Consider the following 24,222-nt stretch of genomic DNA (forward strand, 5'->3'; position numbering starts at 1 on the left):
GCCCGGTTGCTTGCTCCTGCCCGGTTGCTTGATCCTGCCTGGTTGCTTGGCCCGGCTCCCTTGCGCTAACCCGGTTCCGCCGCTCGCCTCCCCGTGAAGGACGCCCGATGACCGCGCTCGCCCCCGTTCTCAACGATATCGACCGCGACCTCGACAACGCCCTGGAGCGGCTCTTCGCCTTCCTGCGGATTCCCTCGATCTCCACGGACCCGGCCTTCGCCCCCCATTGCCGCACGGCGGCGGAGTGGCTGGAGGGCACGCTGACGGCCCTGGGCTTCGAAACGGCCATCCACGAGACGTCCCTGCACCCGGTGGTGCTGGCCCACGCCCCGAAGCCGGGCGCCCCGCATGTGCTGTTCTACGGCCATTACGACGTGCAGCCGGTGGACCCGCTGGCCCTGTGGGAGACGCCGCCCTTCGAGCCGCGCCTCGCGCTGAACGCCAAGGGCGAGAAGAAAATCGTCGGGCGCGGCGCCTCGGACGACAAGGGCCAGGTGATGACCTTCATCGAGGCCTGCCGAGCGCATCTGGCGATGGAGGGCGAGCTGCCCTGCGGCGTCACCATCCTGATCGAAGGCGCCGAAGAGAACGGCTCGCAGGGCCTTCCCGAATGGGTCGCGGCCAATCGCGACAAGCTCGCCGCCGACATCGTGCTGGTGTGCGACACCAGCATGTGGAACCCCACCACGCCGGCCATCACCACCTCGCTGCGCGGCCTCGCCTATTTCGAGGTGACGGTGACCTGCGCCGACCGCGACCTGCATTCGGGCTTCTTCGGAGGCGCGGCGCGCAACCCGATCCATGTCCTGTCGAAGATCATCGCCGACCTGCACGATGTCGACGGAAAGGTCGCGCTGCCGGGCTTCTACGACGGCGTGCGCGAGACGCCGCAGGCGGTGCTCGACCAATGGCGCGGCCTCGACTTCACGCCGGAGACCTTTCTCGGTCCCATCGGCCTGTCGGAGCCGGCCGGCGAGCGCGGCCGCATGCTGATCGAGCTGATCCAGTCGCGCCCCGCCTGCGACGTCAACGGCATCATCGGCGGCTATACCGGCGAGGGCACCAAGACGGTGATCGCCGGTCAGGCCAGCGCCAAGGTCTCGTTCCGCCTCGTGGACGACCAGGACCCTGAACAGCTCGCCCGCACCTTCGAGGCCTTCGTGCGCGAACGCATCCCCGCCGACTGCTCGGTGGAGGTGATCTGCTACAAGGGCAGCCGCGCCATCAGCCTGCCGTTCGACATGCCCGAGCTCGAGACCGCCCGCGCGGCCCTGGCCGAGGAATGGGGCGTGCCCGCCGTGACCATCGGGGCCGGCGGCTCGATCCCGATCGTGGGCGACTTCAAGCGCCTGCTCGACCGCAACACCCTGCTCATCGGCTTCGGCCTCGACGACGACCGCATCCATTCGCCCAACGAGAAGTACGACCTGACGAGCTTTCACAAGGGCACCCGCTCCTGGGCCCGCATCCTGGCGGCTTTCGGCGCGCAGCGGGCCGGCTGAAGCCCCCCCCGCGTCCCCGTGGCGAGCGGTTTCGCACCCTGGAGTTCGGGCCGCCGCCTTCGGGGACGCGCGTGACCGGAATCGCTTGGCGGCCATCGCCGGGCGCGACGGTGCCCCCTCAGAACCCGGCCGGTCCGGGAATCCTTGTGGTGACGAGGCGATCGCAGGGGGGTTCGGATGACCCTCGGCCGACCGACCTCCGCGCAATCACCCGCCCATCACATCCCAAGGCCGCATGACCGCCCCCCCCGACCACCCCGATGTCAGCGAGGCTCGCCTGTTCGCGGCCGGCAACGGCGTGCTGGTCTGCCGCTACCCCGTGGGCACGGACCTGCCGATTCCCCTCGGGATCGCGGGGCCGGCGGGCGTCGGCCTGCTGACCTGGGCCTTCACTGGCTTTGGCGCCGACGCGCGGGACCCGGCCGGACTGCTCGTCCTGGCGGATGCCGGGGCGGCCCTGGCGAAGGGCGGCACCTTGGTGCTGGCGACGCATTTCCGCGAGGTGGCCCTCACATGTCCGAAGCCGCGCCCGGTCGCCGAGCTGACGGCGCCCGCGCGCGCGGCCCTGGCGGGCGCCGTGCTCGCGGCGGTGACGCCGGCCACCCTGGACGCCCTGGCGACGCTGTTCCCGCTCCTGGCCCCCGCCTTCCTGGAAACGCCGGTGCCGGACATGCCGGCGCGGGACATGCCGGCGCGGGACGCGGCGCCCCGCCTCGCCATCGCGCGCGACAGCGACAGCCAGGCCACGCTCTCGGGCTCCGGGGTGCCGAACTATCTCCTGGTCCGGGCCGGGACGACGTGGAGCTGCGCGCGGGTGGTGCGGGCCGACCTGCGCTTCGGGCCTGCGCCCGAGACGCGCCTCGGCCTGGAAACCGTCTGGGGCAATCCCCGGGACCTCGCGGTGGCGCAGGCGCTCCTGCTCGGAACCGGCAGCGTCACTCCGGCCACGATCGGGAAGCCCCGCGGATGAGCCCCCCTGCGATCCTCGTGGTGGCGCCCATGCCGGCCTTCCCGACCAGCGCCGGCAATCGGCGCCGGTTGTTGACCACCTGCCTGTCCCTCCAGCGCGGCGGCTTCGCCATCGACCTCGCGACCTACGCCCACGAGGATCAGATCTACCGGCGCTTCGGGCAGCACCCGCCCACCGACGAGGCCGAGGCGGCGGGACTGTTCCGGCACACCTTCCGGATCGAGCCCCAGGGCACGATCCCGCTCACCACGCGGGCGCGCGGCTTCGGCATCGACGATTGGTGCCCCGACGCGGTCGGCGCCTTCGTGGCCTGGTACGGCCAGGCCTATCCCGAAACCCGCGCGATTCTGGTGAACTACGTGTTCCTGTCGCGGGCGCTCGAAGCGGCGCCCCCGGGCATGCTGAAGCTGATCGACACGCATGACCGCTTCGCCGACCGGCAGCGCCAGTACCGGCCGTTCCGGGCCGAGCCGAACTTCTTCTACACCGACCGGGCCGGCGAGGCGGCCGGCCTCGCCCGCGCCGACATCGTCCTGGCGATCCAATCCGAGGAGGCCGCCTATTTTCGGACCCTCACCGACCGGCGCGTCCACCTCCTGCCGCCCCGCTTCCTGGCCCGACGCCCGTTCGCGGCGCCGACCCGGCTGACGCGCATCGGCTTCCTCGGCCACGGCAACGACCCGAACCTGTTCTCGATCCGGCATTTCGCCGCCGCCTGGAGCGCGGATTGGGTGCCGGGGCGGCCCGAACTCGTGATCGCCGGCGAGATCAGCAACAGCCTCGGCCCGGCCACATCGCCGGGGGTGATCCGCGCCGGCTACGTCCCGCGGCTGGAGGACTTCTACGACGACGTCGACCTCGTGGTCGCCCCGATCCTGATGGGCAGCGGGCTGAAGATGAAGGTCGCCGAAGCCCTGTCCTTCGGCAAACCGGTCATCGGCACCGCTCTCGGCTTCGAGGGCTTCGACCCGGTGGCGCCGGCCCACCGCCTACAGACCGGGCAGGCGGTCAAGGACATGGTCCTGGCGCTGGCCTCGGACGCGACCGGACTCGCCGCGCTGACCCGTGCCTGCGAAGCTCTATTTGCCGGCTACAACAAGGGAGCCGAGCAGGCGGAAACCGATTTGCTGGCCATGCTTCCCGCCTGGGACGCGGACACATCCGGCCCGGACGAGCCGGCGTCGAGCGATCCCGCGCAGCCGGCCACCTTCCTCGTGTCCATGCCCCTCCGGCACGGACGTCTCGCCTGCGAGACCTCGCTGCGGTCGGACCTCCGCGACCATCCCGATCTCGGGCGGCTGATCGCCACCGAGCGCGCCGGACCGCCGGGCGCCGCCCCCTACACCCCCTTGCGCCGGCGCTGGTTTGCCAGGGCCGGTGCCGGATCATCGGGGACCGACCAAGGGATCGACCAGGGGACCAGTCCAGAGACCGGCCAAGAGACCGGCCAAGAGACCGGCCAAGAGACCGGCCAAGAGACCTGCCTTGCCGGGCTCCACCTCGCCCTGTCGCCGGAATGGGTCCGCGAGCGGCGGCTGCCCCCTTCCCTCCGGGCCGAACTCGCGGCCGAGCTGGCGGATGTCGCCGCGGATTGGGAGGCCGAGGCGCGCCTCGTCGGCCTCACCGGAGAGGGGGCGCTGCTCGCCCTGTCGCTCCCGCGCCACCTCGCGTTCGGGACTCACCCCAACGCGGCCTTCCAGATCGGGGCGTCGACGCGGGAGATCACGTTGCAACGCGTCACCTCTTTGAATACCAGCCTGGGTCTTCTGTATACCACGGCCCGTGCGGACCTTCCGGCCGCCCCCGCCGCCCTGACCTTCGCGGGCCTCGAGCCCGTCCACGCGGGTCCGTCTAAGATCCTGTTCCTGCACGACGATCTCATCGGGCGGATCACCATCCTGTCCGAGATCGCCTCGGCAGAGGAACCCCTGCCATGATGGCTGCCCCCGACATCCTCGACGCGCCCTCCGGCCGCAAGGCGGCCCTGGTCGAGGGCGCCCTGATCTGGAACGCCTTGTTCCTCAACGACATACGCCTCGCGTTCCGGCCCGAGGCCGAGCCCCTGGTCTCGGTCGTCATGGTCTCGCGCGGGGCCCGGCACCTGCTGGCCTGGACGCTGGCCAAGCTCGCCGCGCAGCAGGCCTTCGCCGGCCCGGCCTTCGAGGTGATCCTGATCGACAACGCCTCCGATCCGGAAACCCGGGCGCTGTTCGGCCGGATCGACGGGGCGCAGATCCACCTCAACGACGAAAACATCGGTTTCGGCCCGGCCTGCAACCAGGGCGCGGCCAAGGCGCGGGGCCGGTACCTGCTGTTCCTCAATCCCGATGTCGACCTGATGCCCGGCGCCCTGGCGGCCCTGGTGGCGACCTTCTCGGAATCCGACGATATCGGCATCGTCGGCGCCCGGCTGGTGTTCCCTGGCGGCATCCTGCAGGAGGCCGGCGCGGGCTTCCAGGACGATCCGCAGCTCACCCATCCCCATGGGCGGGGCGGTCTCGACCCCTTCGCTCCAGAGGCCTCCTACACCCGCGACGTCGGCTACGTCTCCGGGGCAGTGCTGATGATCAAGGCCGCACTGTTCACCATGCTCGGCGGCTTCGACGACTGGTTCGCGCCGGCCTATTTCGAGGATACCGATCTGTGCCTGCGCTGCCAGCAGGCCGGGCGGCGCGTCGTCTATCAGCCGCGCAGCATCGCGATCCACGTGGAGAGCGCCACCAGCGTCCGGCGCGCCGACGTCGAAGCGTTGCTCGACCGCAACCGCAGCCGCTTCCGCGAGCGGCATCGGGGCTGGCTATTCGGGCAGGGGCCGGCACGCACCGGGTTCGGACCCCGCGACGACGCGCCCTTCGCCCTGCGCATCCTCTATGTCGACGACCGGGCGCCACACCAGGATCTCGGGGCCGGGCTGCCGCGCGCCAACACCATCGTCAACGCGATGGCGGATCTCGGCTACGCGGTGACGGTGTGTTCGGTCTACGGCGAGCGCGAGGAACCGGCGCGGACCTACCGTGACCTTTCCGATCGGATCGAGGTGATCGAGCCCTGTGGGCGGGAGGGTTTCCGACGCCTCGTCAGCGAACGCGCCGGTTTCTACGATGTGCTCTGGGTCAGCCGTCCGCCGCATGTCCGCATGGTCTGCGAGGTCCTGCACGACCTCGGCCTGAGCCCCCGGGATGTCGGGCGCTCCCGCGTGGTGTTCGACTGCGAATCCCTCTACGCCCTGCGCGACTTCGTCATCGCTACCCTCAAGGGCCGACCGGCCCCGGGACCGGCGCTGGCTCGAGCCACGGCACTGGAACTCCGGCCGGTGGCGGCGGCCGACAACGTGGTCTGCGTCTCACCCGCCGATGCGCGGCTGCTCCGGCACGCCGGCATCGCCGATCCTGTGGTGCTCGGCCATCTCCAGGCACCGCATCCAAATCCCCCCGGCTTCGCGGCCCGCGCGGGCTTCGTCTTTATTGGCTCCCTTTCCCGCGAGGGAGAGCCCAACATCGATTCCCTCGACTGGTTCTTTGGAGAGGTCTGGACTCCTCTACGGACGCTCCTGCCGGAGGCGCGCATCACCATCATCGGCACCGTCGCGCCGTCCATTGCCGAGCGGCTGACCCGGCCCGGCGTCACCGTGCTGGGTCGGGTCGACGACATCGGGCCCGCGCTCGATGCCGCCCGCGTCGCCGTGGCGCCGACGCGCTTCGCCGCCGGCATCCCGCACAAGGTGCTGGAGACCGTGACACGTGGCCTGCCGAGCGTCGTCACGCCTATCCTGGCCGGGCAGATGGGTTGGCCGGACGGCACGGGGTACCGGGTCCATGATTGGCACGATCCACCAGGCTTTGCCGAGACGCTGGCGCAGCTGCACCAGACCGAGTCCGCTTGGACCCAGGTTCAGCAGAACGGCCTCGCCCAGCTCGCCCGCGATGACGACGCCGAGACTTTCGGTGCGGTCCTGCGCCGCCTGTGCGAGGCGCCGACCTTCACATGACGATCCCGCTGCCGCCCCGCCTCATCCGCATCGCCACCACTCTGTTCCGCCGGGTGACCCTGGGGCGCGTGCCCCGTCTGTTCGACGCCGGTTACTACCGGACCCAGCATCCGGACGTGGCCCGCTCCGGCATCGACCCGTTTCTGCACTACGTGTGGCGCGGGGCGGCGCAGAACCGCGACCCCAGCGCCGATTTCGACACTGCCTTCTACAAGCACCAGAGCGGCCGCATCCGCCTCGACCCGGTGCGCCACTACCTGCGCTTCGGCGCGAAGGCCGGCCTTGATCCGAACCCGAATTTCAGCACCCTGATGTATGTGGCGCGCTATCCCGATATCGGGGCCGCTGGGGTCAACCCCCTGCTGCATTACCGCCAGGACGGCCGGGCCGAGGGCCGGGTCGCAGCCCCCTCTGCATCGCAGCCAGAGGAATGGGTGCCCTTCCAGGGAGTGCGGGAAGCCCATCGCTGGGTCTATCCGGCGCAGGGTTCGTCGCGTTTCAGCGTGACCCTGCGACGGGACGTGCCGGCCACCGCCTGCCCCACCGCCCTGCCCCGCCTCTGCCTCGTGCTGACCCTGGACGGAGCCGAAATCGACGGGCTGGTGCAGAGCTTCGACGCCTTCGCACATTCGGCGGCCGATGCGATCACGCTGACGGTCGACACCACCCTTCGACCGCATCCACCGCGTCCCACCCTGGTGCTCGCCCTGGAGCATGCCTTCCACGGACCTGGACCGGGCGGGACGATCCAGCTGCGCTACGCTGAGGCACGGATTTGGGACGTGGTGCCAGAACGCCCGCACGTGTTGCGGATCTGCCCAGCCGGCGCGCTGTCGATCCAAGTCCTCTGAAGCGGGAAGCGCCCCCGTCCGTCTTGTCGGGCTCGTTCGATGGCCCTGCGGGTCAGACGAGGTCGGCCAGAGCATCCGGGCAGTCGCCGTCGCGGGCGATGACGATGACCGGGACAGCCTGATGGCGACCCTGATGGCGACGGAGTGCCGCCGCCACGAAATCCGGTGACGTCGGCGCGTTCGGGCTCTCGCAAACGACGATCCCGCGGAGTGGAACCCCGTGGGCGCCTAGGGTTTCGGCGGCCGTGAGGGCGTGGCTGATGGCTCCGAGATAGGACCCCGAGACCATGAGGGCCGGCAGGCGGAGGGCCTTGAGCCAGTCGAGGCCGGTCGCGTCGCCGGTCACCGGACTCATCAGACCGCCGACCCCCTCGATCAGGAGGGTACCGCCGGGCGAGATCCCGGCCATCTCGGTCCGGCACCAGTCGACAAGGTCATCCAGGGCCAGGGTCCGGCCCTCTTGCGCGGCGGCGAGATCGGGGCTGAGCGGCGCGGCGAAGCGCCAGGGCGAGCAGGCTTCTACGGTGCGAAGCGTCACGGGCAGGCCCTGCGCCGCAAGCAGGCGCGCTGTATCACTGTCCGCAAAACCGGGGGTACCGAGCGGCGGAACCCCGCTCGCCAAGGGCTTCAGAGTGCGTACGGTACGGCCCCGGTCGTGCAGACGCCGCGTCAGCGCGGCGGTGACGTAGGTCTTGCCGATCTCGGTCCCGGCACCGGCGATGAAGACGGCGCGGGCTCCGCTCACCTCCCGGTAAGACTCACTTCTCGACAAACGCCTTCTCGATGACGTAGTGGCCGGCCTCGCCGTGATTGCCCTCCTCGTAGCCACCGTCTGTGAGCAGCTGGCGGGTGTCGCGGATCATGTCGGGCGAGCCGCACAGCATGAACCGATCGTTCTCCACCGACATCGGCGGCAGACCGATATCCTCGAACAGCTTGCCGGAGGTCATCAGATCGGTGATGCGGCCGCGGTTGCGGAAGGGCTCGCGGGTCACGGTCGGGTAGTAGATCAAACCGGCGCTGATGACCTCGCCGAGGAATTCGTGGTTCGGCAGGTCCTGCGTGATGGTCTCGCCATAGGCGAGTTCCTGCACTTGGCGGCAGCCGTGGACGAGGACGACCTTCTCGAAGCGATCGTAGGTTTCCGGGTCCTTGATGATCGACATGAAGGGCGCCAGGCCGGTGCCGGTGCCGAGCAGGTAGAGGTTCCTGCCCGGCATCAGGTTGTCGAGCACCAGGGTACCGGTCGGCTTCTTGCCGACGATGATCGGGTCACCGACCTTGAGGTGCTGCAGCTTCGAGGTGAGCGGGCCGTTCGGAACCTTGATCGAGAAGAACTCCAGTTCCTCCTCGTAATTGGCCGACACGACGCTGTAGGCGCGCAAGAGCGGACGGCCCTCGACCTCGAGGCCCATCATCACGAACTCGCCGTTGCGGAAACGGAAGGCGGGATCGCGGGTGGTGCGGAAGGAGAACAGCGTGTCGGTCCAGTGATGGACGCTCAGCACACGCTCCTCGTTGAACTTGCTCATCGACGGTCCGTCTCGAATTTCGCTCGAATCTCGAAGCTTTGCGTGGGGTCTTCTCGCACCTGCGGTGGGCGCGTCAAGGCGGCGCGCGTACGCAGGTGCGCTGGGGGCAATGGTCTGGAATCGTTCTTAATTCTTCGGTTTTGCCTCACAGCGGCTTCAACCCCGTCTCGATCTCTGCACGGCGGCTTTCGAGAAAAGGCGGCAGAGCGAGGCGTTCGCCCAGCGTCTCAAGGGGCTCGTCGGTGGCAAAGCCCGGACCGTCGGTGGCGATCTCGAACAGGATGCCGTTGGGCTCGCGGAAGTAGAGACTGCGGAAGTAGTAGCGATCCACCGGCCCGCTGGAAGGAATCCGTCGCACCCGGAGACGGTCGGCCCAAGCCTGATACTCGGCATCCGGAATCCGGAACGCGACGTGGTGGACGGCGCCCGCGCCTTGATGCGCAGGGCCGAGCTTCGGCTCGGCGAGGAGGTGAAGTTCAGCGGCTGGACCACCGGCTCCCATGCGGTAAACGCGGACCTCGCCTTCGGGCAGCTCATAGTTGCGATCGTGGCTCATGCCGAGGATGTCGGTCAGGACCGCTTCAGTCCGCGCGATCTGTCCCACACTCAAGCGGATCGGCCCGAGTCCGCGGATCTGGTGCTCGGCCGGCACGGGACTTCCGGCCCAGGGATGGGCCTCCCCAACGCCCCCATCATCCACCAGCATCAGGCGCTGTCCCTCACCATCCTCGAAATCGAGGGTGAGGCGACCGTCACGCTCCATCGGCACAGCGTGGGTCACGCCCTGCCGTGCCAAGTGCTCGCGCCACCACGCGATCGCGGCGGCGCCCGAGACTCGCAGGCCGGTGCGGCTGATACTGTTGGTGCCGCGCCGCTCCGGCGGGGCCGGCCAGTCGAAAAAGGTGACGTCGGTGCCGGGCGAGGCACGGCCATCGGCATAGAACAGGTGGTAAGCCGACACGTCGTCCTGGTTCACCGTCTTCTTCACCAGACGCAGGCCGAGCACCCGCGTGTAGAAGGCCAGGTTGTCTGCGGCCTGCGCGGTGATGGCGGTGAGATGGTGAATTCCGGTGAGCTGCATCGGCTGACCCTTGAGCGACGGGCGATGCCGTCAGATAGGTGCGCCGCCCACCGAACACAAAACGGCCCCCTCGCGGGGGCCGTGCGATCGGAGACGTGCAAGGAAGTTGGGCGTAGTGCTCAGAAAGCGCCGGCCAGAAGGCCGAGGCCGGCAACGGCCAGACCAGCGCCGGCGACCCGCACGGCGGCGAGGCTGCGGGCCAGACGCCCGGCGGACAGGCCAAGACCGAGTCCGACCGCGTGCAGGAGCGCAGTCGCACCGAGGAATCCAAGTCCGTAGGCGAGGCCCGAGCCCGTCTCCGGCATCTCGGCACCATGGGCATGCCCGTGGAACACCGCGAACGCGCCAACCAGCACCATGGCGGCAGCAACAGGCAGGGCAGGCCGCAGGGCCAGCGAGGCGCCCAGCACGACCACCGAGAGGGCGATGCCGATTTCCACGAAGGGAAGTCCGATGCCCGCAGCACCCAACGCTCCGCCGACAGCCATCATGCCAAGGAAGGACAGAGGCACCAGGACGAGGGCTCGGCCGCCGATCCGCGCCGCGATGAGGCCAACCGCCACCATGGCGAGGAGATGGTCGAGGCCGCTCAAGGGATGGAGGAAGCCCTGTGCCAACCCGCTGGCCGCCTCATGGCCCGGATGCGCCAGGGCGGGCGTCGCAGCGAGGCCCATCGCTGCCACAAGGGCAAGGCGAACCGGCAGGGAGGCAAGGCGTGAGGTCATCCGGACTGTCCCGAGCTTGAAAGCGAGCGGCGCGGCATCGCCGCCGCTCTGGCAGACACTAGCAACCGCACCCTAGCAACCGCCGTGCCCGCGTACAGTCCCAAGAACCCGGTCCGCAGCGCGGCGGTTCGTCCGCAGCGCCTGGGGAAATCGGTGCCCCGTCAGAAATCGGTGGGTCGCCCGGCGGCCACCACCAGCATCTTCCCATCCGCGAAGGTGCGGGCGCCGGCGCGGCGGATATCGGCCTGGGTCACGTTGGCGACGAGATCGTTGCGGCGGGCGATATAGTCCATGCCGAGGCCTTCGAAGGCGATCTGCACCAGCTGGTGGGCGATCTTGGTCGAGGTATCGAAGCCGAGGGCGTAGGAGCCGGTGAGATAGTCCTTCGCCTTCTGCAACTCCTCGTCGGACGGACCCTCGGTGATGAGGCGGCCGATCTCTTCGCCGATCACCGACAGGGCCTCGCCGACGCGCTCGTTCTTGGTGGCGGTGTAGCCCCAGGTCATCGACGCGGCGCGGTGGCTGACCAGCGACGTGCCCACCGAATAGGCGAGACCGCGCTTCTCGCGCACCTCTTGGAACAAACGGGAGGTGAAGGAGCCGCCGCCGAGGATGTGGTTGAGAACGTAGGCCGGAATGAAGTCGGGGTCGCGCCAGGGCACGCCGTTCATGCCGAAGCGGATCACCGATTGCGGGACGTCGAGGTCGACGACGTGACGCGCGCCGATGTTCTGCATCCGGGTCTGAGGCACGGCCTTGAGGGGGGCGGCCAGAGCGAGCCTGCCGAAGGCCCGGTCGAGGCTTTCCGCCAGCCGTGCGGCGTCGATGGCGCCCACCGCCGCGACCTTCAAACCGCCACGCCCGATGATCTGGCGATGCATCGTCACGAGATCGTCGCGGGTGATCGCCGCGATGCTCTCGGGCGTGCCGGACGACGGGCGGGCGTAGGGATGGCCGGCATAGGCCTCGGCGAAGAAGCGGCGCGAGGCCATCACACCTGGATCGTTCTGCTGGTAGCGCAGGCCAGCCAGGGTCTGAGCCCGCACCCGCTCGATGGCGTCGGGGTCGAGGCGCGGCTTGGCCAGGGCGAGCGCGAGGAGGTCGATGGCTTCGTCCGCATGCTTGATCAGCATCTTGAGCGAGCCGCCAAGGGCATCGGAGCCAGCATGGAACGAGAGTTCGATGGCCCGGGCCGCGAGGCGCTCCTGGAAGGCGTCCGAGGACAGGTCGCCTGCCCCTTCGTCGAGAAGGCGAGCGAGCATCTGGGCCACGCCGGCCTTGCCCTCCGGGTCCTGGGCCGCGCCGCCCTCGAAGGTGAAGGCCAGGGCGATCAGCGGCACCACCGGGGATTCGACGTGCCACGCCTCGATGCCGGGGGCGGTCGCGACGGGAACGGCCTGGGTCGGCGAGGTCGCGGAGCGGGTGGCGGACGTGTCGAGCAGGTCGGTGGTGGCCACGTTCATGGGAACCTCATGCTGTGCGTAGGGCGCGGCGGCAGGGCCGCGGCCTCTCAAAGGGGATCGGCCAGCCGCGGGGTCGGATCGGCCGCGCGGCCTGAAAGGCCTCAGGCTGCTTCGGCGTCGCGAGCCTTGGTCAGGTAACCGGTCACGGAGCGGGACGGCGTCAGGTAGCGCTCGGCCACCGCCGCGAGGCGCGCCTGCGTCACGCCCTCGATGTCGGAGGGCCAGCGCCGGACCTCCTCGATCGACTCGCCGATGGCGAGGGCCGAGCCGTAGATGCGGGCCAGCGAGGACTGGCTGTCGGAGGAGTAAACCGTCTCGGCCACGAGCCGCGTCTTGGCCCGCTCGATTGCTTCCGTGCTCAAGGCCTCGGAGGGAACGCGGCGGAGGACGCGGTCGACCTCCTCCTCCAGCTTCTCCAGGCTGACGCCTTCGGCCGGGATCGCGTAGACCGAGAAGCGGGTGTCGTCGATGGCCGAGCCCATGTACCAGGCGCCGGCATTCACGGCGACGCCGAGTTCCATCACCAGCTTGCGGTAAAGGTAGGAGGTCGAGCCACCGCCCATGACCTCAGCGAGCAGTTCGAGCGCATGGCATTCGCCGTCTCGCGCAGTAATGCAGGACGGGGTCAGGTAGAGGCGCTGCAGGGTCGGCTGCTCGACCTTGGGATCGGCGACCGCGAGGCGGCGGAGCGCCCGCGGCTCCGGCTCCTTGGCGCGGATGCGCAGCGGCCGGGTGCCCTGCGGAGTGACGCGGCCGTAGGTGTCGTCGGCCATGCGGCGAACGTCATCTGGGGTTACGTCGCCGGCAACCACCAGGATGGCATTCTCCGGCGTGTAGAAGCGCTTGTAATAGTCGAGAGCGTGCGTGCGGTTCAGCTGCTCGATCTCGTGCATCCAGCCGATGATCGGCGTGCCGTAGGGATGGTGCACGAAGAGCGAGGCGGCCATCGCCTCGGACAGCTGCGCCGACGGGTCGGTCTCGACCCGCATGCGGCGCTCTTCCAGCACCACGTCGCGCTCGGGCGCCACAACGGCATCGTCGAGGACGAGACCGGTCATGCGGTCGGCCTCGAATTCCATCATCGTTCGCAGGTGATCGCGGGCGACGCGCTGGAAATAGGCGGTGTAATCGTAGGAGGTGAAGGCGTTCTCCTGGCCGCCGAGGCCGGAGACAGCCTTGGAGAAGGCGCCGATCGGGTGCTGTTCGGTCCCCTTGAACATCAGGTGCTCAAGGAAGTGGGCGATGCCTGACTGGCCGAGCGGATCATCGGCCGAGCCGTTGCGGTACCACACCATATGCGTGACGACCGGGGCGCGGTGATCGGGAACGACGACGACATCGAGTCCATTGTCGAGGGCGAAGGCACTGACCTCGGGCCCACCTGCCTCGGAGCGTCCGAAGGGAGCGGCTTCCGCCCGACCGGCGCTGCCGTGCCGGCGCGTCGGTCCGAAGAGGGGCGTGTCCTTCCTGAACAGATGCATCGAAGCTCTTCCTTCCGCGGCTGGCCGCTTGCGAGCGCCATCCGTCATGTTGGCATTGCGCCGGCTCCACGCCACGGGGGTGCGTCGGAGGGGCAGGAAACGGGTTCTCTCGCGACGCCCGCACCCTGCGCGGCGCCGAGACTGACCCGGAGTTCAGTTCGCTGAGCGCGCACGCACATAGGCGCCCGGATCGGATTCTTCGCGCTCGCGGTAGGGATTGTTCACGGGGTCGCCATTGGTCTTGGCAACCTTACGGGGCGGCTTGCGATAGCCATTGGGCGGATCGGTGAGCACGTCGCGATCGGGCTCGACAGCCGACGGCTCAGCGACTTCGGCGGAGCGCAGGCCGAAGGGGTTCGACCAGAACGAGTTCCGGTCATCGTTCTCGCCTTCGGGGCGCCCCGGCTCGGTACGGGTCTGGGCACTGGCGCGGCGCCCGCCACGCATCTCGTCGATCGACAGGGTCATGTTGTTGTCGTTCATCCGGCCCTGTGCACCTCGCGCGATGGGCTTCTTAGCCTCCTCGCGTTCGCGCTCACGCTGGACGATTTCGGGATCCTTCGGCCATTGGGCCGAAGCTTCGGGCTGGCGCGGGGCCGGCAGGGCCTTGCCGTCGAGCTTGGGCGGCATCACGAGAGGGGCCCGCTCGCGATAGGTGATCGCGGGCTTCTCGGGCTCGATGAGGCCGATGTTGCTGAGAGCATCGCGCATGAAGACGCCCTGCTGCGCCTGCGCGCTCCCGGCGGTCAGAACACCCGCTATCACCAACAGCAAACCGCGATGCCCGATCATGCTATCCCCGCTCTCCGCCCGGTTGTGGGTCCCGGTTGCCCGAGCCCGGATGGTCGCCTTGTGTACAGCGATCCTGATCCGACCCTGTCGGCCTGACCTGGGTTTCAGGCGATCGTATGGCGCCTTGACCGCTGCGTACCAGCCTCGGCCGCACAACGATTCCGACTGTGACTTACGGATCACAGGCCGGCTAGAAATGCCGATCCTGTTTCAAAGGCTGGAACCCGTGCGCCGGGGTACCGGCCGCAGGCTGTCGAGGATGAGGCCAACAACGCCCGCGACGATGGCCGCATCGGCGATGTTAAAGACGTACCAGGACCAAGTGCGCCAGTGGAGGTGAACAAAGTCGAACACCGCACCGTAGGCCGTACGGTCGATGGCGTTGCCGATGGCGCCGCCTGCCACGAGCCCGAGGGCGATGGCGAGCAGACGCGTCTCCGCTCGCCGCATCCAGAAGATCAGGCCGAGGGCCGCCAGGCAGGACACCCCCACCAAAACCCAGCGGCCGAGGCCACCCTCCTGCTGAAACATCCCGTAGGACACGCCCCGATTCCAGACGACGAGGAACTCGGCGAAGGGCGTGAGCCGCCAGGGCTGGGTCAGCACCAGATCGGTGCCGAAATAGAGCCAAAGCTTCGAAGCCTGGTCGAGGATCAGGGTCAGGAGAAGGGCACAGAGGCCGAGGCGGAAAGGAGTTACGTGCATGGTTTGGCCCTCCCCCCTGGCTGGGGGAAGGGGTGCTGCGGACGCTGGCTCACGCGGCACTCGTGTGGGCTTGGGCGGCATCCCACTCGCGCAGGGCGCGGGCGTCGCGTGGGGTCACGTCGGGATAGTCCGGGTCGTTGCCGACCTCGGGCGTCACCCGCCAGGACCGGGCGCATTTCCGGCCCTCGGCCAGGGCCGGCACCACCGCAACGCCTCGCACATCGTCGAGGCGGAAGGCCTCCGCCGGGCCTTCCCCGTCCGTGATCCGGATGGCGGACGTGATGCAGATATCGGCGAAGTCGACGCCCTCGACGATCGCCCGGAGCGCCGAGTCCGCGATGAACACGGTAGGCGCCGCCTCGAGGCTTGCGCCGATGCGCTTGGCCGTGCGCTCGATCTCCAAGGCGCCGGTGACGACCCGGCGCACGCGGCGGATGGTCTGCCAGCGCGTCGCCAGAGCGTCGTCCCGCCAAGCGGCCGGCGTCTCCGGAAGGATCTGGAGATGGACCGAGTCGGTTTCGGATGGGTAGCGGTCGAGCCACGCCTCTTCGGCCGTGAAGGCCAGGACAGGGCTCAGCCAGATCGTAACCCGGCGCAAGGTCTCATCGATAACCTGTAGGGCGGCCCGGCGCACCGCAGACGAGGCAGGATCGCAGTAGAGCACGTCCTTGCGGACATCGAAGTAGAAAGCCGAGAGATCGCCGGTCATGAAACCGTTGAGGAGTGCCACCACCCGCTTGGTGTCGAAGGTCGCGTAGGCTTCGCGGATCTCGCCGTCGAGTTCGGAGAGGCGGTGCCGGATCAGCCGCTCCAGTTCGGGCAGGTCCGCATGGGCGATCTCGGTGCCGGGTTCGAAATGTGCCAGCGAGCCAAGCATCCATCGCAGCGAGTTACGCAACTTACGGTATGTCTCAGCAAAGGTCTTGATGATCTCGGGCCCGATGCGTAGGTCATCGGCATAGTCGGAGGCCGCAACCCACAGGCGCAGGATGTCGGCACCGGAATCCTTGATGACATTCTGTGGCGCGACGACGTTGCCCTTGGACTTCGACATCTTCAGGCCCTTGGGGTCGAGTACGAACCCGTGGGTCAGGACGATGTCGTAGGGCGCGCGTCCGCGAGTGCCTGCGGATTCCAGCAATGACGACTGGAACCAGCCGCGATGTTGGTCTGAGCCCTCAAGGTACATCACCGTGTCGGTGCCGCCATCGCGGCGGCGCTTGATGCCGGAGAGACCTGGAAACTGCTCAGGATCATCAAGCACGAAGGCATGTGTCGAGCCGGAATCGAACCAGACGTCGAGGACGTCCGTGACCTTTTCATAGTCCGCCGGATCGTAGTCCGGGGCGAGAAAGCGGGCGCCATCCGCATCGGTGAACCAGGCGTCGGCGCCCTCCGCCTGGAAGGCGGCAGCGATGCGAGCATTCACGCGCTCATCGCGTAGCACCTCGTGAGTACCGCGCTTGACGAAGACCGTGATCGGCACACCCCAGGCGCGCTGGCGCGAGACCACCCAGTCTGGCCGGTTGGCGACCATCCCGTTGATGCGATTCTTGCCCTGCGGCGGTACCCACTGGGTCTCCTCGATCGCCTGGACGGCAACCTCACGCAGGGTTCGGTTGCCGAGAGAATCCACTGGGCGGTCCATCGCGATGAACCATTGCGGGGTGTTGCGGAAGATGACCGGTTTCTTCGATCGCCAGGAATGCGGGTAGCTATGCTTGAGCGTGCCACGCGCCACCAAGGTACCCGCGTCGGTGAGAGCAGCGATGACCGCCTTGTTGGCGTCGCCCTTCTCGCCCTTGTGATTCAAGACGAGTTTTCCCGTGAAACCCGGCGCCTCGTCGGTCAGCATCCCATCGGCATCCACCGTGTAGGGGATGCGGGTGTCAATGCCGCGCTCAGCCAGCATCCGGCCGTTGGCCATCCAGACCTCGAAATCCTCCCGGCCGTGGCTCGGCGCCGTGTGGACGAAGCCGGTACCGGCCTCGTCCGTGACATGTTCGCCATCGAGGAGCGGAACGGCGAAATCGTAACCGGGCACGTGGGCGGCGAGCGGATGGCTTAGGGTCAGGCCGGCGAGTTCGGTCGGCGCGACGTCGCGCAGGCGCTCGAAGGTCTCGACGCGGGCGCTGGCGAAGACGGAAGCGGCGAGCGTGTCCGCAAGGACATAGGCGTCGCCGACCTTGGCCCAGTTGTCGTCGGCGGCTGCCGTGACCCTGTAGAGGCCATAGGCGACCTTCTTAGAATAGGCGACCGCCCGGTTGGCCGGCATGGTCCAGGGCGTGGTGGTCCAGATCACCACCCGTGCCGGTGCAAGCTCCGTCGGAGCGCCGTCAGTGATCCGGAAGGCGGCGAAGATCGCGTCGCTGACGACGTCCTCGTATTCGACTTCGGCTTCGGCCAAAGCTGTCTTCTCGACCACCGACCACATCACCGGCTTCGAGCCGCGGTAGAGCTGGCCCGTCATCGCGAAGGCCATGAGTTCGCGGGCGATGGTGGCCTCGGCGGGGAACGTCATGGTGGCGTAAGGATGATCCCAATCACCGGTGACGCCCAGGCGCTTGAACTCCTCACGCTGCACGTCGAGCCACTGCCCCGCGAAGGCCCGGCACTCCTGGCGGAATTCGAGGACCGGCACCTCGTCCTTGTTGCGGCCCTTGGCGCGGTACTGCTCCTCGATCTTCCATTCGATTGGCAGGCCGTGGCAATCCCATCCCGGCACGTAGTTGGCGTCATAGCCGAGCGCGCCCTGCGCGCGGACGATAACGTCCTTCAGGATCTTGTTCAGCGCCGTGCCGATGTGGATGTTGCCGTTGGCGTAGGGCGGGCCGTCATGCAGCACGAATTTCGGCCGGCCGGCTGCCTGAGCACGAATCTGTCCATAGAGGCCGGTGGCGGCCCATCGCTCGAGAAGCAGAGGTTCGCGTACCGGCAGGCCGGCCCGCATCGGGAACTCGGTCTGAGGCAGGAACAGGGTCTTCGAATAGTCGCGGCCTGGCACGACGGGGGGGGAGGTCTGGTCGCTCATGGGATGTCTGTGAGGTCTTCGGCGCGGGTCGGTGTCGGGCGGTCGGTGGGCGATCTGCCCCCAGGGCCAGCGGAACGGAGGCGAGTGATCGCCCTCCCGGCCTTCGCATCGGGTCCGCCGCGGCGGCCCTCAGGCGCAGGCCGGGCTCATAATTCGAGACCGGGTCGGGTCCGGCACGCCGAACCACCCGCGCGGATCACCATTAACGCACATCTGGCGGCTTCTAGCAGCGGCATCGACCTGAGACTAGCGAGCTTTCCGACCTCCCGCACGTTCGGCCCGAACTTTCGATGCCACCTTTTCCAAGCTCGGCCGTTGTTTCTCACGCGCTCGGGACCTGTCCTGGTTGAAGGATGAGCCGAGACGCAGCGTCATCGGGAGACACCATCATGAGAAAAGCTCTGATCGCCGCCAGCCTCGTCCTGTCCGCCGTCGCCCTGTCGGGCACGGCCGAAGCACAGGGCCTGCCCGGTGGAATGCGCCGGGGAGCCGCCGAGGGCGATCGGGTCGCCGGTCCGGTGGGCGGCATCGTGGGCGGTGCGGTCGGAGGCGCGGTCGGCACGGTGAACGGGGCGCTCGGCATCGATCCCGGCCGCCGCGCCTATCGCACGCGCATGAAGTCGCGCGGCCATTCCCACCATCGCCGTCACCGCTGAGCGGAGCGCCGCTTCTGGGCCAGGAGAGTAGGGCTCGGAGCCGATGACGATGGACGCACCGATCAGTGTCCATCGGTCCGGCACGTCGCCGAAGATCAGGTTACCCAGCACCAACGACCAGAGCAGTTGGATGGACATCAAGGACGCCAGCACGTTTGCGGGCGCTCAGGCGTGGGCGAGCACCAGACGCCAATGCCCCATCGTGCCGAAGAGGCCGAGCGGCGCGGATTCGACCATTCGCCGAGTAGCGGCCCGATGATCAGCGTGCCAATCAGGGGCGCGGCGAACCCGGTCGACGGGGTTTCGGCGAGTTGGAGCTTGCGCAAGGTCCGGAAGCTGAGGGCCGTCGTTCCGAACAGCAGCAGCGCGCGCAGGACCTTGAGACCGAACCGATTCGTCTGGGCCACATCGGGCGCTCACAGCGGGTTCAGGACCAACAAGACCAGGGAGACGTTCACCGCGTAGCGCATGGGGGTCGAGAGCAGTGGGTCGCCTCAGACCAGCCGGTGTCTCGGCCGACGCGTCGAGGCAGGCGAAGAAGGCCCTGCACCGCACGTCAGCGCGATGCCGACCGGGCGCCCTGTCCGGGGCGCGGCGGCCCTCGAATCGATCCCCAAACGGCTCGATCCCAATCTCGGCGCGCAGCTCGGCCAAAGCCGTGGGGCCCAGCGTCAGTCCTGTGACGCGGAGCTTCAGAGCAGAGCCGCATTCCCGCATTCACGCATAGCTGCACCGGGCTGGACCTAGCGTCGCCCATGGCAGCAGGAGTCGAAAGGGAGAACCGGAAGGGATCGATCGCACGGGACGTGAAACCCGATATTCACCCACGTTTGAAATCGGCGCGATTTCGCGCACCACGGCCCCGAAGCCTTAAGAGTGTTGGGTGCAAGCGAGAGGCACGAGTGCCGCCTTCGGAGGGCGATCCATGACGAAGGCCGTGCCGTTACTTGCCACATTTGGGCTGGTCTCCCTGGTGGTTCTCCCGGCTCCCGGGATCTGGGGCCTTGTGATCGGCCTCACCTGCACCATCACCATCCTGATCTGCGGGGTCTTATGGTTGTTCGATCGCGCCGCCACCCACCTGGCGCGCCTGATCGAGCGGAACCGCAACCGCTTCCTGCGGCGCCGACGGGCAGTTCATGCGGGGTCTGGTATGATGCGCAAAGCCAAACCCGAGGCTGTCAACGCCAAGCCGCACCTGTCGGCGTAGGGTCCCTTGCAGCCTTGATGGCCTCGGGTCGTGCAGGAGGTCGGAGAGGCTGTCGTGAGCACACAAGGCCGCTGGGTGGGTACGGCGGTCTCCGACCCATAGGGCGGCCCGTCTACAGGGCTCCCGGAACCACGAGCGAATCCGACTCCTCCTCATCCATCTCGGAATCGCCCTCGACCTCGTGACCGGTGACGCCGGACGCCTCGGCGAGGTTGCGGGCGGCCTTGCGCAGGAGCTTGCGAAGCCGACGCTTCTCCTTGCCGTCGAACCTATCGAGGAGTTCCGCCTCGACATCATCCCACAGCCGCTCGATGGCCGCAGCCTTGGCCATCCCCGTCTCGGTAAGCCGCACGCGCACGATGCGGCCGTCGCCGGCCTCGGCCCGGCGCTCCACGAAGCCGAGGGCAGCGAGCCGCGAAATCGTCTTGGAGGCGGTGGGCGGGCGCACCCGCAGCATCGCGGCGAGATCCCCCATCGTCATGGTCCCGGCGGCGGCCAGCGCCTGCACCACCTGCTCCTGACCGGCGAAGAGGTCGAGGGCAACCAAGCGGTCACCGATACGGGACCGGTGCAGGCGCGCGGCCTGGACCAGGGCCCAACCGACGCTCTTGGCGCCCGGAGGACGGAGGCGCTTGTCGGATTTCGCCATGCTGCGCTCGCCCTCCCGGTCGTTTCCCGCTCCGGGAAGCGACGCCATCGCCGCACGGGTCAGGCCGCCCTCGCCAGGCTCGGCCGTCCCGCGCTCGTCAGCCGCCCACATCGCACGTCCTCTTCTTCGACCCTAGCGCGATGGCTCCTCGCCCGCGCCCATCATTCCGGATGCATCCACGAGCAACCGGGATGATCCTCTCACGCCCGGGCATGACCGGCCCATGTGAAGCTGCGATGACAGGCGCCCCGGGCGAGCCCGCAAGAGACCGGAAAAGCCGGCTCATCGATCGGCCGGCCCCACGCCTGGACGAAGTCCCTCCCCTCGACTAAGCCTTGCGGAAACGCCGCTCCGGCGCCTGTTCCAGGCCCCGCGAAGACCGTTCAGGACCCCATGAAGGCAGTCATCCTCGCAGGCGGTCTCGGTACGCGCCTGTCCGAGGAGACAGTGACGCGGCCCAAGCCCATGCTGGAGATCGGCGGTCGTCCGATCCTCTGGCACATCATGCAGATCTTCGCCGCTCACGGGGTGCGCGAATTCATCATCTGCCTCGGCTACAAGGGCTACGTTATCAAGGAATTCTTCCTGAACTACCGACTGCACCTCTCCGACGTCACCATCGACATCGGACGCGGCGACGTCGACTTTCACCGCAGCGCTGCCGAGGACTGGCGCGTTTCGCTGATCGAGACAGGCGAAACCACCATGACGGGCGGGCGGCTGAAGCGCGTGCGCGCCTATCTGGGGGACGACGACTTCTTCATGACCTACGGCGACGGCGTCGCCGACGTGGACCTCACTGCACTCGCTGCCTTCCACAAGGCGCAGGGCAGGCTCGCCACTCTCACGGCTGTGACACCGCCTGGCCGCTTCGGCGCGCTGGATCTAGAGGCCGGCACGGTCCGCCGCTTCCGCGAGAAGCCGGCGGGGGACGGAGCGACGATCAACGGCGGCTTCTTCGTGCTCTCGCCGCGCGTCTTCGACCGGATCGCGGGGGACGGTACGGTGTGGGAAGCAGAACCCCTGGAGGGCCTTGCCGCCGACGGGCAGCTCGCGGCCTACGTCCACACCGGGTTCTGGCAGGCGATGGATACCCTGCGCGACAAGAACCACCTCGAAGCCCTGTGGGCGAGCGAGGCGCCGCCCTGGAAGTGCTGGTAGTCTCGTCGCCCCCCTGGAGATCGATTTTCAGCGTGCAGCCTTCGCCCTTCCCCCTGCCGCGCACCCGCGACCCAAATCCCGATCCCGCGTTCTGGGCCGGCCGGCGGGTGCTCGTCACTGGTCAGACCGGCTTCAAGGGCGCTTGGCTCTGCCTGTGGCTGGGGCGCCTGGGGGCCCGCGTCAGCGGGCTGGCACTTCCGCCCGAAAGCGCGCCGAACCTGTTCGAGGCGGCTTGTATCGGCGCCGGGATGGACTCGCATCTCGGCGACATCCGCGATGCGGACGCTGTGCGGGCCTGCCTCGCCGCCACCGCCCCCGAGATCGTCATCCACATGGCGGCCCAGGCGCTGGTGCGTGCCTCCTATCGCGATCCGCTCGGCACCTATGCCACCAACGTCATGGGCACCGCCCACGTGCTCGATGCGGTGCGAACGACGCCCTCCGTGCGGGCCGTCGTGGTGGTGACGAGCGACAAGGCCTACGAAAACCGCGAATGGCCCTACGGCTATCGCGAAACGGAGGCGCTGGGCGGCCACGACCCCTACAGCAGTTCCAAGGCCTGTGCCGAATTGGTGGCAGCGGCCTATCGCAACGCCTTCCTTGCCGAGCGCGACTGCCGGATCGCGACCGCGCGGGCGGGCAACGTCCTCGGGGGGGGTGACTGGTCGGAGGATCGGCTGGTGCCCGATATCGTCCGCGCCTTCGCCCGCGGCGAGTCCGTCGAGATCCGGGCGCCTCACGCCACCCGGCCCTGGCAGCACGTGCTCGAACCCCTGAGCGGCTATCTCCGCCTGGCCGAATGCCTAGTGGGCGCGGACGGGCCGCGCTACGCCGAGCCCTGGAACTTCGGGCCGGCTGACGAAGACTGCCGGCCGGTGGCTCACCTCGTCGATGCACTCGCCCAGGCCTGGGGAGCGGATGCCCTGTGGCACCTCTCCCCGGCGATCCACCCGCACGAGGCCACCTTCCTCAAGGTCGATTCCGCCAAGGCCCGTACCTATCTCGCCTGGGACCGGCGTTTGCGCCTCGACGCGGCCCTGGCCTGGACCGCCGCCTGGCATCGCGCCGAGGCCGATGGCGGTTCAGCCCGCGACCTGACTCTGGCGCAGATCGAGGCCTACGAGGCGCTCAGCGGATGACGATGTCGGATATGACGGTTCCGGACATGAATACCTCTGAAACGACCTCTGCGGGCCCGTCACGCACCTGCCGGGCGTGCGGAGCCGCCCTCCAGCGAAGCGTGGCCGATCTCGGCCTGTCGCCGCTGGCCAACGCCTACGTGCCAGCGGACCGGGTGAACCGGGGTGAGATGTTCCACCCGCTCCATGCCTATGTCTGCGATTCCTGCTGGCTCGTGCAGCTCGAGGCCTTCGAGACCCCGGAGGCGATTTTTTCCGATTATGCCTACTTCTCGGGTTTCTCGGCCGGGTGGATCGCCCATGCGGAGGCCTACGTAGCAGCGATGCAGGCGCGCTTCTCGCTCTCGCCTGTCAGCAAGGTCGTGGAGGTGGCGAGCAACGACGGCTATCTGCTGCAAGCGGTCGTCGCCCGCGGCATCCCGGCTCTTGGAATCGAGCCCGCTGCCAACGTGGCGGCAGTGGCCCGTCAGCACGGCATCCCCACCGAAGTCGCATTCTTCGGCGAGGAGACCGGCCGCCGCCTGCTGGCGGACGGTCACGCGGCCGACCTGATGGCGGCGAACAACGTGCTCGCCCATGTGCCCGACATTCACGACTTCGTCGAAGGTTTCCGGATTCTACTGAAATCCGAGGGAGTCGGTACGTTCGAGTTCCCGCACCTCCTCCGGATGATCCAGGAGCGCCAGTTCGACACCATTTATCACGAGCATTTTTCGTATCTTTCCCTCGGCGTCGTCTCGAACATCTTGGCGGCGCACGGCCTGCGGGTGTTCGACGTCGAGCAATGGCCGACGCATGGGGGCTCCCTGCGGGTGTTCTTCTGCCATGCGGCAGCGGCCCATGCGGAGACCGACGCCGTGGCACGGGTGCTGGCGGAGGAGCGGGCGGGCGGGCTGTTCGGTCCGGAAGGCTACGCCGCCTTCGCGGAGGATGTGGTCGCTATCAAGTGCGCCACCCTGACCTTCCTGGCGGATCTGCGGCTGACGCATCGGACCGTCTGCGCCTACGGAGCGGCAGCCAAGGGCAACACCTTCCTCAATTACTGCGGCATCGGCCCCGAACTGGTCGGGGCCGTCGCCGATCGCTCCCCGCACAAGCAGGGCACGCGCCTTCCGGGAAGCCGCATCCCGGTGGTCTCGCCAGAGGCGCTGCTCGCGATGCGGCCAGACTACGTCCTGATCCTGCCCTGGAACCTCAAGGACGAAATCGCCAGCGAAATGGCGACGATCCGTGACTGGGGCGGGCGCTTCGTCACCGCGATCCCGCGCCTCTCGGTGTTTTGAGCG

At 68.4% G+C, this 24,222-nt stretch carries 21 protein-coding genes; 10 read left to right on the top strand and 11 right to left on the bottom strand.

Annotation, left to right across the window (positions count from 1 at the left end; genetic code table 11):
* Positions 1-107: 107 nt before the first annotated feature.
* The 5 genes from ASF60_RS06930 to ASF60_RS06950 all read left to right on the top strand — a co-directional run bounded on the left by ASF60_RS06930 (position 108) and on the right by ASF60_RS06950 (position 7,311).
* Positions 108-1,502, top strand: a complete 1,395-nt coding sequence (locus ASF60_RS06930; RefSeq protein ID WP_056182495.1) for a M20/M25/M40 family metallo-hydrolase — start codon at positions 108-110, stop codon at positions 1,500-1,502.
* Between the two features lie 235 nt (positions 1,503-1,737).
* Positions 1,738-2,472, top strand: a complete 735-nt coding sequence (locus ASF60_RS06935) for a hypothetical protein (RefSeq protein WP_056182499.1) — start codon at positions 1,738-1,740, stop codon at positions 2,470-2,472.
* Positions 2,469-4,409 (top strand): glycosyltransferase, encoded by a 1,941-nt coding sequence (locus ASF60_RS06940; RefSeq protein ID WP_056182503.1) that lies wholly within the window; start codon positions 2,469-2,471, stop codon positions 4,407-4,409. The genes ASF60_RS06935 and ASF60_RS06940 overlap by 4 nt, the downstream gene beginning before the upstream one ends.
* Complete coding sequence (locus tag ASF60_RS06945; RefSeq protein WP_056182506.1) at positions 4,406-6,460, top strand: glycosyltransferase; 2,055 nt, start codon at positions 4,406-4,408, stop codon at positions 6,458-6,460. The genes ASF60_RS06940 and ASF60_RS06945 overlap by 4 nt, the downstream gene beginning before the upstream one ends.
* Positions 6,457-7,311, top strand: coding sequence for a hypothetical protein (locus ASF60_RS06950; RefSeq protein ID WP_056182510.1), 855 nt, complete (start codon positions 6,457-6,459; stop codon positions 7,309-7,311). Before ASF60_RS06945 ends, ASF60_RS06950 begins: the two co-directional genes overlap by 4 nt.
* A gap of 52 nt (positions 7,312-7,363) precedes the next feature.
* Here the strand turns inward: ASF60_RS06950 and bioD are convergent, their stop codons facing one another.
* From bioD to ileS, 9 genes are all read right to left on the bottom strand, one after another.
* Entirely contained in the window at positions 7,364-8,056 is a 693-nt protein-coding gene (bioD, locus tag ASF60_RS06955) for a dethiobiotin synthase (RefSeq protein WP_056182512.1), read from the bottom strand.
* A 13-nt stretch (positions 8,057-8,069) separates the two neighbouring features.
* On the bottom strand, positions 8,070-8,843 hold the full coding sequence (locus tag ASF60_RS06960; protein ID WP_056182515.1) for a ferredoxin--NADP reductase: 774 nt from the start codon (positions 8,841-8,843) through the stop codon (positions 8,070-8,072).
* 145 nt (positions 8,844-8,988) lie between these two features.
* Positions 8,989-9,924 (bottom strand): ring-cleaving dioxygenase, encoded by a 936-nt coding sequence (locus ASF60_RS06965; RefSeq protein WP_056182519.1) that lies wholly within the window; start codon positions 9,922-9,924, stop codon positions 8,989-8,991.
* A 119-nt stretch (positions 9,925-10,043) separates the two neighbouring features.
* On the bottom strand, positions 10,044-10,649 hold the full coding sequence (locus tag ASF60_RS06970; RefSeq protein ID WP_056182522.1) for a HupE/UreJ family protein: 606 nt from the start codon (positions 10,647-10,649) through the stop codon (positions 10,044-10,046).
* Positions 10,650-10,810: 161 nt separating this feature from the next.
* Entirely contained in the window at positions 10,811-12,112 is a 1,302-nt protein-coding gene (locus ASF60_RS06975) for a M16 family metallopeptidase (protein WP_056182524.1), read from the bottom strand.
* A 101-nt stretch (positions 12,113-12,213) separates the two neighbouring features.
* Positions 12,214-13,593, bottom strand: a complete 1,380-nt coding sequence (locus ASF60_RS06980; protein WP_056182527.1) for a M16 family metallopeptidase — start codon at positions 13,591-13,593, stop codon at positions 12,214-12,216.
* 153 nt (positions 13,594-13,746) lie between these two features.
* On the bottom strand, positions 13,747-14,385 hold the full coding sequence (locus ASF60_RS06985) for a hypothetical protein (RefSeq protein WP_056182530.1): 639 nt from the start codon (positions 14,383-14,385) through the stop codon (positions 13,747-13,749).
* A gap of 210 nt (positions 14,386-14,595) precedes the next feature.
* Positions 14,596-15,090: a signal peptidase II gene (gene lspA, locus ASF60_RS06990; protein ID WP_056182534.1), complete on the bottom strand. Its 495-nt coding sequence runs from the start codon at positions 15,088-15,090 to the stop codon at positions 14,596-14,598.
* A 49-nt stretch (positions 15,091-15,139) separates the two neighbouring features.
* Entirely contained in the window at positions 15,140-18,121 is a 2,982-nt protein-coding gene (gene ileS, locus ASF60_RS06995) for an isoleucine--tRNA ligase (protein WP_056182537.1), read from the bottom strand.
* 389 nt (positions 18,122-18,510) lie between these two features.
* On the opposite strand from ileS, the gene ASF60_RS07000 reads away from it, so the two are divergent.
* Positions 18,511-18,777 carry a hypothetical protein gene (locus ASF60_RS07000; protein ID WP_056182540.1) on the top strand — a complete coding sequence of 89 codons (267 nt, stop codon included), beginning with the start codon at positions 18,511-18,513 and terminating at the stop codon, positions 18,775-18,777.
* A gap of 137 nt (positions 18,778-18,914) precedes the next feature.
* Here the strand turns inward: ASF60_RS07000 and ASF60_RS25105 are convergent, their stop codons facing one another.
* Entirely contained in the window at positions 18,915-19,184 is a 270-nt protein-coding gene (locus ASF60_RS25105; protein ID WP_056182543.1) for a hypothetical protein, read from the bottom strand.
* Between the two features lie 518 nt (positions 19,185-19,702).
* On the opposite strand from ASF60_RS25105, the gene ASF60_RS07010 reads away from it, so the two are divergent.
* Positions 19,703-19,987 (top strand): hypothetical protein, encoded by a 285-nt coding sequence (locus tag ASF60_RS07010; RefSeq protein ID WP_056182546.1) that lies wholly within the window; start codon positions 19,703-19,705, stop codon positions 19,985-19,987.
* A gap of 112 nt (positions 19,988-20,099) precedes the next feature.
* Here the strand turns inward: ASF60_RS07010 and ASF60_RS07015 are convergent, their stop codons facing one another.
* Positions 20,100-20,684 (bottom strand): MarR family winged helix-turn-helix transcriptional regulator, encoded by a 585-nt coding sequence (locus tag ASF60_RS07015; protein WP_056182664.1) that lies wholly within the window; start codon positions 20,682-20,684, stop codon positions 20,100-20,102.
* A 345-nt stretch (positions 20,685-21,029) separates the two neighbouring features.
* Between ASF60_RS07015 and rfbF the strand changes: the two genes are divergently transcribed.
* Genes rfbF through ASF60_RS07030 form a run of 3 tightly spaced genes read left to right on the top strand, consistent with a single transcriptional unit; the run spans position 21,030 to position 24,219 of the window.
* Positions 21,030-21,797 (top strand): glucose-1-phosphate cytidylyltransferase, encoded by a 768-nt coding sequence (gene rfbF / locus ASF60_RS07020; protein WP_056182549.1) that lies wholly within the window; start codon positions 21,030-21,032, stop codon positions 21,795-21,797.
* A 32-nt stretch (positions 21,798-21,829) separates the two neighbouring features.
* Positions 21,830-22,936, top strand: coding sequence for a CDP-glucose 4,6-dehydratase (gene rfbG, locus ASF60_RS07025; RefSeq protein ID WP_244478352.1), 1,107 nt, complete (start codon positions 21,830-21,832; stop codon positions 22,934-22,936).
* 26 nt (positions 22,937-22,962) lie between these two features.
* Entirely contained in the window at positions 22,963-24,219 is a 1,257-nt protein-coding gene (locus ASF60_RS07030; RefSeq protein WP_056182670.1) for a class I SAM-dependent methyltransferase, read from the top strand.
* Positions 24,220-24,222: the final 3 nt, after the last annotated feature.

This window comes from Methylobacterium sp. Leaf113 (assembly GCF_001423325.1).
GTDB lineage: Bacteria > Pseudomonadota > Alphaproteobacteria > Rhizobiales > Beijerinckiaceae > Methylobacterium.

Bases quoted from the DNA above. Each gene is read 5' to 3' on its own strand.
- rfbF (WP_056182549.1), top strand. From the start codon at position 21,030: ATGAAGGCAGTCATCCTCGCAGGCGGTCTCGGTACGCGCCTGTCCGAG.
- ASF60_RS07010 (WP_056182546.1), top strand. From the start codon at position 19,703: ATGACGAAGGCCGTGCCGTTACTTGCCACATTTGGGCTGGTCTCCCTG.
- ASF60_RS06950 (WP_056182510.1), top strand. From the start codon at position 6,457: ATGACGATCCCGCTGCCGCCCCGCCTCATCCGCATCGCCACCACTCTG.
- ASF60_RS06980 (WP_056182527.1), bottom strand. From the start codon at position 13,593: ATGCATCTGTTCAGGAAGGACACGCCCCTCTTCGGACCGACGCGCCGG.
- ASF60_RS07015 (WP_056182664.1), bottom strand. From the start codon at position 20,684: ATGGCGTCGCTTCCCGGAGCGGGAAACGACCGGGAGGGCGAGCGCAGC.
- ASF60_RS06935 (WP_056182499.1), top strand. From the start codon at position 1,738: ATGACCGCCCCCCCCGACCACCCCGATGTCAGCGAGGCTCGCCTGTTC.
- ileS (WP_056182537.1), bottom strand. From the start codon at position 18,121: ATGAGCGACCAGACCTCCCCCCCCGTCGTGCCAGGCCGCGACTATTCG.
- ASF60_RS06985 (WP_056182530.1), bottom strand. From the start codon at position 14,385: ATGATCGGGCATCGCGGTTTGCTGTTGGTGATAGCGGGTGTTCTGACC.
- ASF60_RS06965 (WP_056182519.1), bottom strand. From the start codon at position 9,924: ATGCAGCTCACCGGAATTCACCATCTCACCGCCATCACCGCGCAGGCC.
- ASF60_RS06945 (WP_056182506.1), top strand. From the start codon at position 4,406: ATGATGGCTGCCCCCGACATCCTCGACGCGCCCTCCGGCCGCAAGGCG.
- ASF60_RS06930 (WP_056182495.1), top strand. From the start codon at position 108: ATGACCGCGCTCGCCCCCGTTCTCAACGATATCGACCGCGACCTCGAC.
- ASF60_RS07030 (WP_056182670.1), top strand. From the start codon at position 22,963: ATGAATACCTCTGAAACGACCTCTGCGGGCCCGTCACGCACCTGCCGG.
- ASF60_RS06960 (WP_056182515.1), bottom strand. From the start codon at position 8,843: ATGAGCAAGTTCAACGAGGAGCGTGTGCTGAGCGTCCATCACTGGACC.
- ASF60_RS06975 (WP_056182524.1), bottom strand. From the start codon at position 12,112: ATGAACGTGGCCACCACCGACCTGCTCGACACGTCCGCCACCCGCTCC.
- ASF60_RS07000 (WP_056182540.1), top strand. From the start codon at position 18,511: ATGAGAAAAGCTCTGATCGCCGCCAGCCTCGTCCTGTCCGCCGTCGCC.
- ASF60_RS06940 (WP_056182503.1), top strand. From the start codon at position 2,469: ATGAGCCCCCCTGCGATCCTCGTGGTGGCGCCCATGCCGGCCTTCCCG.
- lspA (WP_056182534.1), bottom strand. From the start codon at position 15,090: ATGCACGTAACTCCTTTCCGCCTCGGCCTCTGTGCCCTTCTCCTGACC.
- ASF60_RS06970 (WP_056182522.1), bottom strand. From the start codon at position 10,649: ATGACCTCACGCCTTGCCTCCCTGCCGGTTCGCCTTGCCCTTGTGGCA.